The organism is Kordia sp. E, assembly GCF_056033805.1.
Genome location: NZ_JBRASR010000003.1, coordinates 1,330,556 through 1,343,174, shown reverse-complemented (window position 1 = coordinate 1,343,174; position 12,619 = coordinate 1,330,556). Strand labels below are relative to the sequence as shown.

Sequence of the window (12,619 nt, the reverse complement as noted above, 5' to 3'; positions counted from 1 at the left end):
TATATTTAAAAACTAAACGCACGCTCGTGTCTTTTTATTTTTGTATCAATACCGACTCCTATTCCAATTAACAATATAGCTGCTATAGCTACAATGAATTTCGTAGCTAACGGAATTCCTCCTTGAATTACAAATGCGATAGTAAATGAAATGGCAAAACTAACGGCAAACGTTGTGTAATAGTTATTTGGCACAAATTTCAATTCTTTTTTTAGGAACTTGATGAAACTTGTTAATTTTTGCTTGAATATTTCATTGCTAAATGATGGTATTTTTTCAAGTTCTAAATACGTAATATAACTTTCTATTTTCGACAATTGCTCTTGACTCAATTCTTTTTCTTTTAGATTACTTAGAATAGAAATGAACTTTTCAAATGTTTTAATTTCTGGTTTGTCTTTTGTTTTGGAAAGTTGTTTTTTTAGGAAAATAATAGTTCCTTTCAAATTACTTGTCTCTTCAATCATATTGACGCCTACCAATTCACTCATTTCAATATCTAATGCAACAGAAATTCGTTTAATTGTTTCTCCTGTTGGAACAGATTCTTTATTTTCAATTCTTTGAATGGTTCGTAAACTTACTCTTGATTCCTCTGCTAAATATTCTTGAGACATTCCTCTAAGCGCTCTTACTTCTTTTAGTTTTTTTGCTAAATTAGTTGTGTTCATTATAATTATATTTTTGTTCTTAACAAAAGTAGATCGTATCCGTTCTATATGATTACGTCAAGTTTACGACATTTTTACGTCGCTGGTTTATTGTCATAAAAACACATGAATTTTTCTCTATAACCAAGAGTTATTCGTTTCTCAATTAAAACCACTCTTATATCCAAAAATAAACAACTATAATTTAAAAATTCATGCGCTTTTTTGTTAAATACGGTATTCACGTTTTGAATTCGATTACAAATAGTTCATTTTTGTGTTTCAAACCAATCAACTTTATACATGTCTCAATTTTCAAAATTGCTATTCTCGCTGCTTTTTCTAAGTGTTTATATGATGAATGCACAAGAAAAAGTATCGCTTTCGTATTATTTACCACAAGATGTTACGTATGATAAAACCATTCCAACACCAAAAAGTGTTATTGGTCATGAAGTTGGGAAATGGCACGTAACACATGATAAGTTAGTTATGTATATGAAAGCTTTAGCGAATAGTTCAGATAGAATTACGCTAGAAGATCGTGGAAAAACATTTGAAGATCGCCCATTATTGTTATTGACAATTACGTCTCCTAAAAATCATCAAAATATAGAATCGATTCGCAAAAATCATGTTGAATTAACAGAAAATAGCGGACGAAACAAAGATGTTTCAAATATGCCAATTGTGGTGTATCAAGGTTTTTCTATTCATGGAAATGAAGCTAGTGGTAGTAATGCTGCATTGCTTCTCGCCTATCATCTGGCAGCAGCCGAAGGAACAGCAATTGATAATTTATTAGACAATACAGTTATTTTATTAGATCCTTGCTATAATCCTGATGGATTACAACGTTTTGCTGGTTGGGTAAATATGCATAAGAGTGAACATTTAATTACAGATCCGCAAGATCGTGAGTATGATGAAGCTTGGCCACGCGGACGTACAAATCACTATTGGTTTGATATGAATAGAGATTGGTTGCCAACACAATTGCCTGAATCAAAAGCACGTATAAAATCATTTCATAGTTGGATGCCAAATATTTTGACAGATCATCATGAAATGGGTTCAAATTCAACATTCTTTTTTCAACCTGGAATTCCGTCACGAACACATCCATTAACACCACAAATGAATCAAGATTTAACCAAAGAAATTGCGACGTATCATGCAAAAGCTTTTGATAAAATTGGTTCTTTATATTATTCAGAAGAGAGTTTTGATGATTTTTATTATGGAAAAGGTTCTACATTTCCAGATATTAATGGAAGTATTGGAATTTTGTTTGAACAAGGAAGTTCACGCGGTCATGCACAAGAAACAGAAAATGGCTTGCTTACGTTTCCATTCGCAATTAGAAATCAATTTACAGCAGCATTATCTACGCTAGAAGCTTCAAAAAAGATGCGCGTTTCTATTTTAAAGTATCAACAAAAATTTTATAGAGATGCTGGAATATTTAAATCCACACAACTTGGAAAAGCAATTGTTTTTGGTGATGAAAAAGATGCTACAAAGACATTTCATTTCGCAGAAATGCTACAAAGACATAATATTACATTTCATGAAGTAAAAAACGATTTTACACATAATGGAAAAAAGTATAAAAAAGGTGCAAGTTTCATTGTGCCAACTGATCAACGTCAAGGTCGCTTGATTACTGCAATGTTTGAAAAGCGTACACAGTTTCAGGATAGTTTATTTTATGATGTTTCCGCTTGGACATTGCCTCTAGCCTTTAACCTACAGTATGACGGATTGAGTTCTACTGCTAATGCAGGAAATGTTGTTACAGATTTAAAAGCACCAAAAGGTACTGTTATTGGAAATGGTAATTACGCGTATGTTTTTGAATGGAACGAATATTATTCTCCAAAAGCATTGGCAAAAATTAAAGCAAAAGGATTGCGTGCAAAAGTTGCTATGAAACCATTTACATTAGAAGGTAATCGTTATGATTATGGAACAATTATGATTCCTGTACAAAATCAAGTATTGAATGCACAAGAACTAAAGCAATTTTTAAACAACGTCGCAAGCGAAAGTCACTTGAATATTACAACGGTACGTTCTGGCTTGACCGAAGGAATCGATTTAGGAAGTAATAACTTTAACGCAATTAAAGATATTAAAGTTGCAATGCTAGTTGGTGGAAGCGTTACTTCTTATGATGCTGGAGAGATTTGGCATTTGTTTGATCAGCGCTATGAAATTCCATTAACGAAGTTAGATGTTGCTAATTTTAATAGAATGAATTTATCAAAATACACACATATTATTCTACCAAACACCTATTCATTATCTAGCAATATAACTAGCAAATTGAAAACTTGGGTTCAACATGGTGGAACTATTATTGGATACAGAAACGCTAGTCGTTTTTTAAGTGATAAGAAGTTTATTTCATTAGATTTCAAAAAGACAGATATTGAAGCAAAAAATGTCACGTTTGAACAAAGAGGAGATCATCGTGGCGCACAAGTAATTGGTGGTGCAATTTTCAATACAAAGATTGATCGTTCGCATCCTATTAATTTTGGATACTTACAAGATGAATTGCCAATGTTTAGAAATACTACTTTATTTATCAATCCAAATGAAAAAAGTTATAGCAATCCAATTCAGTATACAAATAGTCCTTTGTTAAGTGGTTATATTTCAGAAGAAAACTTAGATCATTTAAAGAATAGTGTTCCTTTTCAAACATCTAGATTGGGAAGTGGACGTGTGATTGTTTTTACAGACAATACAAACTTTAGAGCCTTTTGGTACGGAACAAATAAGTTATTAATGAATGCTATTTTCTTTTCGGGAATGATGTAATCTAAATTGAAGATAAATTTTTAAAACTTCATCAGAAGCTTCTGTTTGTGGATAATGTCCTATTTCCTCTAAAATATGCACATTCGCTTCTGGAATGATTTCTTGATAAAAAATTGCCATATGCTTTCCAGAAATTGGATCAGCACCGCCGTTTATTAGTATTTTAGGAATATGATGCGTTTTTTGAATAGCTTCTCTCCAACGAATTTTGTGCGTATCTCTGTCATGTAAATAGGTGATAATTGCTGGAATTACATCTTTACCATTATTATATGCAATTGTTGCCCAAAAATCGTCAATTTGATCTGAACTCGGTTGTGTATTTTTTCCAAAAATCTTTCGAAAGTTCTTTGCTAATGTTGCTTTTCCCATGAAATACTTCAAATACTTACCTAAAGGTGTTAGTAATAGTTTTTGAGTAATTGTTGGAAAATTAGTTTCAGGAAACATACCACCATTTAAAAAACAAACAGATTGTATCGCAAACTCATAATTTGCATTTCGTGAACGTGCCAGTAATTCTTGCGTAACAGTATCACCATAATCATGTGCAAGAATGTGAAATTTATTTATGCCTTTTGATTTCAGAAATGCTTCAAACAAGTCAGTTTGATCAAAAATAGAATATGAGTATTTCTTTGGCTTATCTGAAAAACCAAAACCTATCATATCTAATGTAATCACATGAAATTTTTCCGCTAGTGGCTGCCACATTTTATGCCAATCCCAAGAAGACGTTGGAAAACCATGGATAAGAACTAAAACTTCTCCTGCTCCACATTCTCTAGTAAATATTTCATGATTTTTATACGAAAAATAGATTCCTTCTGCCTTCCATGATTCTTGATTCATTCTTAAGAAATTTTTAATCCATTTTCTATTCTAACACTTGGGTTCATCAAAATAACATCATCACTATCAACTGCGCCCATAACAAGGCATTCCGAGAAGAAGTTTGCAATTTGTTTCTTTGGAAAATTGACAACTGCCATAATTTGCATGTTTACTAGCTCTTCCTTCGTGTAACGTTTGGTTATTTGTGCAGAAGATTTACGAATTCCGATTTTCTCACCAAAGTCAATTGTGAGTTGATATGCTGGTTTTCTAGCTTTTGGAAAATCATTTACTTCGATAATTGTTCCAATGCGCATATCTACTTTTTCAAAATCGTTCCAAGTTAAGTCTCCCATTGTATTTTTTTGAGTAAATTTAAACTTTAAAAACGATATATCAAATGGCACTTACTCCTTCAAACATGCTTTCGTTAGGTACAAAAGCTCCTGATTTTTCATTAATTGATACAATCTCAGATACCGTTATTTCTTTAAATGATCAAAAAGGAACGCACGGAACTGTGATTATGTTTATCTGTAATCATTGCCCGTTTGTTATTCATGTAAATGAAGGAATTGTAAAATTGGCTAACGATTATAAAGCTAAAGGAATTGGTTTTATTGCAATTTCTAGTAATGATGTTGAGAATTATCCAGCAGATGCACCACATTTGATGAAATTAAATGCTGAGAAACAAAGCTTTCCATTTCCATATTTATACGATAAAACACAGGAAGTTGCCAAAGCGTATGATGCAGCATGCACGCCTGATTTTTATATTTTTGATGAAAGTTTAAAACTTGTCTACAGAGGACAATTGGATGAGTCTCGTCCAAATAATGGAATTCCAGTTACAGGAAACGATATGCGAGAAGGATTGGATACGTTATTAAAAGGAGAACTAATAGCTGAAAACCAAAAACCTAGTATTGGTTGTGGAATTAAGTGGATTCCTTAGTTATGTTGAAAATGGCAAACTTTTTCATTTAAAATTTATCATTTTACATTTATAATTAGAATTATTTCCAGCCTTTACGAATCATCAATTGTTCAATATGTGCATAATGATGATTGCAATGCCACGCGTAAATTCCTATATTTTCTTTTAGCGTTACTTTTTCATTTCCATCTGGATGAATGAAAATTTCATCTAAATCATTAGCATTTAATCCTTTCAAAAAATATGTCCATTTTGCATGAAGCGCTTTTATACTATCTAGCGAAAGTTGAATTGGTGCAGATTTACTATCAAACAATTCTGCCCAACGATCTTCATAATATGCCTTAATCATTGGCTGATCTTCTGTTAATGTCCATTTGAATCGTGTGTAACTATTATGATGACTATCTGCAAGATGATGAATTACTTGTCGGATTGTCCAACCTCCTGGACGATATGGAGTTTCTAATTGTTCTTGTGAAAGATTTTTAACTAGTGATTTTAATTTAACTGGAAATGTTTCTAAAATAACAATCCAACCAGAAATATCTTCACTAGTTATAGGTAAAGGAATTTTCAGTTTCCCGATAGGATATTTTAATTTTTCTAAGTCCATAATATATAAGTATAAAAAAAACGCTCTGAGATTTTCAGAGCGTTTTGTATTGTTTTTATTTTACATCCATTAATTCGACATCGAACATCAGTGTAGCATTTGGTGGAATAACACCGCCAGCACCTCTTTCGCCGTATGCTAAATGTGGAGGAATTACAAAACGAGCCTTATCTCCTATTTTCAATAAAGCGATTCCTTCATCCCATCCTGGAATTACATTTCCTTGTCCTAATGGAAAATCAATTGGTGCATTTCTTTTATATGAAGAATCGAAAACGCCACCATCAGGAAACATTCCTTTATAATGTACAGAAACTGTTTTTCCTTTTTCTGCTTGAGCGCCATCTCCTTTTTGAATAATTTTGTAACGTAAACCACTTTCAGTTTTATCAAAACCAGTTGCGATCTCTTCTAGTTCTTTTTCAGCTTTTTCCTTTTCAGCTTTTTCTCTTTCAGCTTTAGCTCCATCAAACAATCTAAATGCTTCTATAGCGTTAAACGCTTCTGCTTCTGCCCCTACACGTACAATTTCAATTTTTTCAACTGTATCACCTTGTGCTATAGTATCAACAACTTCTTGTCCGTGAGCTACATTTCCAAAAACGGTATGTTTCCCGTCTAACCAAGGCGTTGGAACATGTGTAATGAAGAATTGACTACCATTTGTACCTGGACCAGCATTTGCCATTGAAAGTACACCTGGCTCACTATGTGTTAATTCTGGGTGAATTTCATCATCAAAAGTATAACCTGGACTTCCAGTTCCTGTTCCTTGTGGGCAACCACCTTGAATCATAAAGTCTGGAATTACTCTGTGAAATTTTAATCCATCATAATAAGGAGTTCCTTGTGCTTTAGCATTATTTTCAAGTTGTCCTTCTGCTAATGCTACAAAATTCCCAACAGTTCCGGGAGTTTTCTTAAAAGTTAGGCTCAATAGAATTTCACCTTTACTAGTATGCATTTTTGCGTATAATCCTTCTTCCATTTTTATGTCTTTAATTTAAAATGCGAAGATACGCAACCTTGAACAATTACAAAATAGCTTATTCAAAATATTAATGAGTTAAAAAGTATTGTTATCCCTTAGTTTTTTTACTGAAAAACCGTATCAAAATCAAAGATTTTGATTTTAACTTGATTTCATAAATCAAGTTAAAAATCTTTTAAATTTGTATTACTGATTATCAGATAGTTAGCGAGATTTATTTCAAAAAAAGTATTGAAATTGTGTTAAATTATTGCAAGAGACTCATTGTCATCTGCGTTTTGAAAAGCACAAATGTATGATAAGTTTTAAGTAAGTTATAACATAAAATCAGAAGATTAGTACGGTATTAACTTACAAATCAGACAGAAACATACTTTTTTGAATGGAAAATGGAAAAAATGAGTAACAAAATAGAAGAAAAATAACTAGTAAATAACTTATTAAAATTAAACAAAATGAAAAAAGTATTCGGATTATTCGCCTTATTATTAGTAGTGAACTTAGGATTTATAGCATGTGAACCAAACAGCACTTCTGATGCAGGAGACGATAACGTATTTGAAAATGTAACTGGAACAGGAGATGAAGAAGAAGTTGAAGATGATGAAAATCCAAATGGTTAAATTTGATTTTTAACAATATAAAAGTCTTAGGCACTGTCTAAGACTTTTTTTTATTGAATATTTAAGATAAATTTGTATTTCTCAAAACATCAAAATTGATTTTACTAAATAAATGTAGCCTAATTATAATTATCTTTTTTACTCAAGTTTGCATTTCTCAAAATACAAATGACAGTGAAATACAACTTCTTATTAAAAAGTCTAGAAATAAGAATATCAATATTAAAGAAAGAAAAGAAGCTATTCAAAATGCCTATATATTAACTCTAAATAAAAGTAATGATTCATTAAAGAGTAAATATTTGCATAGTATTTCTAAAACATATCTTAGTTTAAGAGATTCAAAAAAATTTAAAAAAACTTATAAACTAGGCCTATCAGTTGCCGAAAAAGTTAATGACTCTTTTTCTATTGCCAATCATCATTGGAATCTTGGAATTTATTATAACAGGAATGATCAAAAAGATAGTGCATATTTCTTTTATAATTCATCAAAGAAGATATTTGAAAAAATCACACCAAATGGTCTTAATGTTGGTTTACTTCTAAATAGTATGGCTCGCATTCAAAAGGATGTGAAAAATTATACTGGAAGTGAAGTTACAACGACAAAAGCCATAGAGATTTTTAAACCTTTAAAGAATTACAATCAATTATATAATTGCTACAATAATTTAGGGATTATTTATAACAATTTAGAAGGTTTTGATAGAGCTATAGACTATCATAACGATGCACTTGAAAATTTAAGAAAATCTTCAAAAAAAAGTATTAAAGAAGCTATATCTCTTAATAATCTTGGAATTGTATACAGAAATAAAAAAGATCATACAAAAGCAATAGAATACTATAATGATGCTTTACTTTTTGATAGTTTGTATTATAAAAACCCTAAGCTATTTGCTACTTTAACAGATAATTTGGCTTACTCAAAATTTAATTTAAATGATTTTTCAGAATTACCAAACTTATTTTATAAATCACTAACTATTAGAGATAGTTTAAATATAACCGCAGGAATAGTAATCAATAAAATTCATTTAGCTGAATATTATTTATCTCAAAAGGATACAGTAGAAAGTTTAAAATTCTCTGTTGAGGCTATGAAGCTTGCAAAAAAAATAAAACAATATGATCATTTATTAGATGCCTACAAATTACTTGCAAAAATAGAACCTCATAAAAGTTCATTATACTTAAATGCGCACATAAATCTAAATGATAGCTTAGTAAAATATGAACGAACTATCCGTAATAAATTTGCGCGTATCGAATTTGAAACAGATGTTGTTCAAGATGAAAATGATAGGTTAAGCACGCAAAATTCTTGGATTTTAGCAATTTCATCAGCCATTATCTTCTTTAGTTTCCTTATTTATGTGATTACGCAACAGCGTACTCGTAATAAAGAATTGGAAATGGAACGACAACAACAACGTGCCAATGAAGAGATTTATAATTTGATGATTGATCAGCAAGATAAGATTGAAGAAGGCCGAAAACGCGAAAAAGAACGAATATCCTTAGAGTTACACGACGGAATTCTAGGAAGATTGTTTGGAACACGACTTAGCTTGGGAAGTTTAAACGCAAAAGATGATTCAAATTCCAAAAAGACTCGTGAACAGTATATCAATGAGCTTCAGAGTATTGAGGAAGAAGTAAGAAATATATCTCACGAATTAGGGCTAGATAATTTTGACACAACGACGAGTTATAGTACAATGATTACAAATCTTTTGGAAGAACAGTCTAAAATAACTAACTTTAAATACCAGATTGAAGATGACAATCGTATTATTTGGACCGATATTGCTGGTCATATAAAGATCAATATTTACCGAATTATACAAGAGTCTGTTCAGAATATTAATAAATACGCGCAAGCGCAGAACGTAATACTAGATTTTAAAAAGAACGATGATCATATTATACTAATCATAAAAGATGATGGCATTGGCTTTAATCAAGAAAAAAGAAGCAGTGGTATTGGGCTTAAAAATATGAAATCGAGAGTAACTTTACTTCACGGGCAATTTACCATAAACTCGGTTCCAGGTAAAGGAACATCTATTAGTGTTGACGTTCCAATGACATAGAGAAGACTTAACCTAAGCATATGAATAATACAGATATTAAAGTACTTATTGTCGATGATCATCCAATGATTATTGAAGGATATAAAAATGCATTACTCGGAATTAATTCCGAGGAAATGACCTTGCGGATTGATACAGCTGACAGTTGTGATGGCGCATATGCAAAAATCAAAAATGCATCAACAGGAACAGCTTATGATGTTGTTTTTTTAGATATAAAATTACCTCCATCCGCTGATGGGAAAATTATTTCAGGAGAAGATTTAGGAATTAAAGTAAAAGAACTACTTCCAGACACAAAAGTTGTGATCTTGACGATGTTTAATAATAACTTTAGAATTCATAATATTTTAAAGAATATTAACCCTGATGGCTTTTTAGTTAAAAGTGATGTAACTTCAGATGAGTTAATGCGCGCTTTTCAAGTTGTATTAACAGATCCACCATATTATAGTCATACCGTAACCAAGTTATTGCGCACACGAATTATTAATGAAGTTGTGTTAGATGATATTGATCGAAATATATTATTTCATCTATCTAAAGGAATTAAAACGAAAAACTTAACTGAACATATTCCATTGTCACTCGCAGCAATTGAAAAACGTAAACGACATTTGAAAGAAGTATTTGATGTTGAAAAGAAAGGTGATGAATCTTTATTGGAACAAGCTAGGAATACTGGCTTCTTATAGAGACATCCATTTAATCATATAAAAAAAAGCTGTTTGAGAAATCTCAAACAGCTTTTTTATTTCTAAAAATTTGTATTATTTAATTCGCTACATCACTAATAAATTTGATGCGATACAAACGTAATTCTTCATCATCGTAATCACCATCAAACTCTTCCATAGCAGCAGCAATCTTATCATTTTCAGAATCTATAAAGTATTCATGAATTTCTTCTTGTTGGTCTTCATCTAATACTTCATCAATCCAATAGGTAATATTCAATTTTGTTCCACTATATACGATCTGTTCCATTTCTTTAATGAAATCAGTCATAGAAAGTCCTTTTGCAGCCGCAATATCATCTAGCGGAAGCTTTCTATCTACATTTTGAATTATATATAGCTTTAAAGCAGAATTTACTCCTGTGCTTTTTACAACTAAATCATCTGGTCTAGTAATATCGTTTTCATCTACATATTTTTTGATGAAATCGATAAAGTCTTTTCCATACTTTTTAGCTTTTCCATCTCCTACACCATGAATATTTTTCATTTCTTCAACAGAAATAGGATATTTCAAGGCCATATCTTCTAAAGAAGGATCTTGAAAGACAACAAAAGGAGGAACTCCTATACGTTTGGAAACTTTTTTTCGTAAATCCTTTAGCATGTTCATTAACTTCTGATCTGCTACTGCACCACTTCCTTTTGAAGCTGTAATAATACTGTCATTACTAGCGTCATCAAAAATATGATCTTCAGTCATCATAAATGATTCAGGTGTATCAATAAACGACAATCCTAACTCAGTTAACTTCACAACACCATACGTTTCTATATCTTTTCGTAGGTAGCCTGCAACTAATACTTGACGAATTAATGCCATCCAGTATTTATCATCATGTGCTTTCCCTAAACCAAAAAATGGTTGTAAATGTGTTTTATGTGATTTAATCAAAGCATTTTCATGTCCGATTAGCACATTTACCACATTACGTGATTTATACGTTTGTTTTGTATTTTGAATCGTTTTTAACAACTCAACTACTTGTGCTTGTGCTTCTACTTTCTTTTTTGGATTACGAATATTATCGTCCATGTCAGCACCATCGCCATCATCTGGGAATTCTTCTCCAAAATAGTGTAGAATAAATTTCCTTCTAGAAATAGATGTTTCTGCATAACCGACAACTTCTTGTAATAACGCATGACCAATTTCTTGCTCGGCTACTGGCTTTCCAGACATGAATTTTTCTAGCTTTTCGATATCTTTATACGCATAAAAAGCCAAACAGTGTCCTTCTCCTCCATCTCGTCCTGCACGTCCAGTTTCTTGATAATAACTTTCAATACTTTTTGGAATATCATGATGAATTACAAAACGAACATCTGGTTTATCGATTCCCATACCGAATGCAATAGTTGCAACAACTACATCACATTCTTCCATCAAAAACATATCTTGATGTCTGGCTCGTTTTTTTGGATCTAAACCTGCATGATACGGAACCGCATTAATTCCGTTTACTTGTAAAACTTGCGCGAGTTCTTCCACACGTTTACGACTCAAACAATATACAATACCACTTTTTCCTTGGTTTTGTTTTATGAATCGTGTAATATCTGCATCTACATTTTTTCCTTTTGGACGTACCTCATAATACAAGTTAGGTCTATTAAAGGAAGCTTTGAATGTTTTTGCATCTGACATTCCTAGATTTTTAAGAATATCTTCTTGTACTTTTGGAGTTGCCGTGGCAGTTAATCCGATAATTGGGATTTCCTCATCAACATTTTCAATCTTCTTAATAATGTTTTTTAGATTTCTGTATTCAGGACGAAAATCGTGTCCCCATTCTGAAATACAATGGGCTTCATCAACTGCCATAAAAGAAATTGTAACAGTTCGTAAAAACGCTACATTTTCTTCTTTAGTCAATGATTCAGGTGCTACATACAGTAATTTGGTAACACCATTCGTAATGTCTTCTTTTACTTGTTTTATCTCTGCTTTTGTAAGCGAAGAATTTAAAACATGGGCAATGCCATTCTCCGAGGATATTCCTCGCAACGCATCTACTTGGTTCTTCATTAAGGCAATTAGGGGAGAAACAACAATAGCAGTACCTTCTTTCATTAATGCTGGTAATTGGTAACATAATGACTTACCACCACCTGTAGGCATAACTACGAAGGTATTTTTATTATTGATAATGCTTTTAATAACTTCTTCCTGTAGTCCCTTGAATTGACCGAACCCGAAGTGCTTCTTTAGTTCCTTGTGTAAGTCAATTTCCAATAAACTCATTCTATCTTTTTACTATTTTACATACATTTGCAATACACTAAAGATACTATTTTCT

Annotated in this window: 11 protein-coding genes; 5 read left to right on the top strand and 6 right to left on the bottom strand. The window is 31.6% G+C overall.

The genetic code is table 11. The features are described 5' to 3' along the window. Positions 1 to 5: 5 nt before the first annotated feature. Positions 6 to 671 carry a helix-turn-helix domain-containing protein gene (locus ACUUYC_RS18780; protein ID WP_474268260.1) on the bottom strand — a complete coding sequence of 222 codons (666 nt, stop codon included), beginning with the start codon at positions 669 to 671 and terminating at the stop codon, positions 6 to 8. 282 nt (positions 672 to 953) lie between these two features. On the opposite strand from ACUUYC_RS18780, the gene ACUUYC_RS18775 reads away from it, so the two are divergent. After that, positions 954 to 3,479 (top strand): M14 family metallopeptidase, encoded by a 2,526-nt coding sequence (locus tag ACUUYC_RS18775; RefSeq protein WP_474268258.1) that lies wholly within the window; start codon positions 954 to 956, stop codon positions 3,477 to 3,479. On the opposite strand, the gene ACUUYC_RS18770 is transcribed toward ACUUYC_RS18775, so the two are convergent. Further along, a complete protein-coding gene (locus ACUUYC_RS18770; RefSeq protein WP_474268256.1) occupies positions 3,444 to 4,331 on the bottom strand; it encodes an alpha/beta fold hydrolase in 888 nt (295 codons plus the stop codon). The two genes, ACUUYC_RS18775 and ACUUYC_RS18770, sit on opposite strands and share 36 nt — an antisense overlap. Positions 4,332 to 4,333: 2 nt before the next feature. Then, the gene (locus tag ACUUYC_RS18765) at positions 4,334 to 4,669 is read right to left on the bottom strand and encodes a tRNA-binding protein (protein ID WP_474268254.1); all 336 of its coding nucleotides are present in this window, start codon (positions 4,667 to 4,669) and stop codon (positions 4,334 to 4,336) included. Between the two features lie 44 nt (positions 4,670 to 4,713). Between ACUUYC_RS18765 and ACUUYC_RS18760 the strand changes: the two genes are divergently transcribed. Beyond that, entirely contained in the window at positions 4,714 to 5,271 is a 558-nt protein-coding gene (locus ACUUYC_RS18760) for a thioredoxin family protein (protein WP_474268253.1), read from the top strand. 61 nt (positions 5,272 to 5,332) lie between these two features. Here the strand turns inward: ACUUYC_RS18760 and ACUUYC_RS18755 are convergent, their stop codons facing one another. Both ACUUYC_RS18755 and ACUUYC_RS18750 read right to left on the bottom strand, forming a co-directional pair. Next, positions 5,333 to 5,869 (bottom strand): YfiT family bacillithiol transferase, encoded by a 537-nt coding sequence (locus ACUUYC_RS18755; protein ID WP_474268251.1) that lies wholly within the window; start codon positions 5,867 to 5,869, stop codon positions 5,333 to 5,335. A gap of 55 nt (positions 5,870 to 5,924) precedes the next feature. Then, positions 5,925 to 6,857 carry a peptidylprolyl isomerase gene (locus ACUUYC_RS18750; RefSeq protein WP_474268250.1) on the bottom strand — a complete coding sequence of 311 codons (933 nt, stop codon included), beginning with the start codon at positions 6,855 to 6,857 and terminating at the stop codon, positions 5,925 to 5,927. Positions 6,858 to 7,315: 458 nt separating this feature from the next. Here ACUUYC_RS18750 and ACUUYC_RS18745 point away from each other — a divergent pair, with 458 nt between their 5' ends. The 3 genes from ACUUYC_RS18745 (at position 7,316) to ACUUYC_RS18735 (ending at position 10,277) form a co-directional block, all read left to right on the top strand. After that, positions 7,316 to 7,483, top strand: coding sequence for a hypothetical protein (locus tag ACUUYC_RS18745; protein ID WP_474268248.1), 168 nt, complete (start codon positions 7,316 to 7,318; stop codon positions 7,481 to 7,483). Positions 7,484 to 7,578: 95 nt separating this feature from the next. Next, the gene (locus ACUUYC_RS18740) at positions 7,579 to 9,582 is read left to right on the top strand and encodes an ATP-binding protein (RefSeq protein ID WP_474268246.1); all 2,004 of its coding nucleotides are present in this window, start codon (positions 7,579 to 7,581) and stop codon (positions 9,580 to 9,582) included. Positions 9,583 to 9,602: 20 nt separating this feature from the next. After that, the gene (locus tag ACUUYC_RS18735; RefSeq protein WP_474268245.1) at positions 9,603 to 10,277 is read left to right on the top strand and encodes a response regulator; all 675 of its coding nucleotides are present in this window, start codon (positions 9,603 to 9,605) and stop codon (positions 10,275 to 10,277) included. Positions 10,278 to 10,356: 79 nt separating this feature from the next. Here ACUUYC_RS18735 and ACUUYC_RS18730 read toward each other — a convergent pair whose 3' ends face one another. After that, a complete protein-coding gene (locus tag ACUUYC_RS18730) occupies positions 10,357 to 12,564 on the bottom strand; it encodes a RecQ family ATP-dependent DNA helicase (protein WP_474268243.1) in 2,208 nt (735 codons plus the stop codon). Positions 12,565 to 12,619: the final 55 nt, after the last annotated feature.

What these genes read in the sequence shown, in the direction of transcription:
- ACUUYC_RS18780 (WP_474268260.1), bottom strand. Translation starts at nt 671, where the DNA reads ATGAACACAACTAATTTAGCAAAAAAACTAAAAGAAGTAAGAGCGCTT.
- ACUUYC_RS18775 (WP_474268258.1), top strand. Translation starts at nt 954, where the DNA reads ATGTCTCAATTTTCAAAATTGCTATTCTCGCTGCTTTTTCTAAGTGTT.
- ACUUYC_RS18770 (WP_474268256.1), bottom strand. Translation starts at nt 4,331, where the DNA reads ATGAATCAAGAATCATGGAAGGCAGAAGGAATCTATTTTTCGTATAAA.
- ACUUYC_RS18765 (WP_474268254.1), bottom strand. Translation starts at nt 4,669, where the DNA reads ATGGGAGACTTAACTTGGAACGATTTTGAAAAAGTAGATATGCGCATT.
- ACUUYC_RS18760 (WP_474268253.1), top strand. Translation starts at nt 4,714, where the DNA reads ATGGCACTTACTCCTTCAAACATGCTTTCGTTAGGTACAAAAGCTCCT.
- ACUUYC_RS18755 (WP_474268251.1), bottom strand. Translation starts at nt 5,869, where the DNA reads ATGGACTTAGAAAAATTAAAATATCCTATCGGGAAACTGAAAATTCCT.
- ACUUYC_RS18750 (WP_474268250.1), bottom strand. Translation starts at nt 6,857, where the DNA reads ATGGAAGAAGGATTATACGCAAAAATGCATACTAGTAAAGGTGAAATT.
- ACUUYC_RS18745 (WP_474268248.1), top strand. Translation starts at nt 7,316, where the DNA reads ATGAAAAAAGTATTCGGATTATTCGCCTTATTATTAGTAGTGAACTTA.
- ACUUYC_RS18735 (WP_474268245.1), top strand. Translation starts at nt 9,603, where the DNA reads ATGAATAATACAGATATTAAAGTACTTATTGTCGATGATCATCCAATG.
- ACUUYC_RS18730 (WP_474268243.1), bottom strand. Translation starts at nt 12,564, where the DNA reads ATGAGTTTATTGGAAATTGACTTACACAAGGAACTAAAGAAGCACTTC.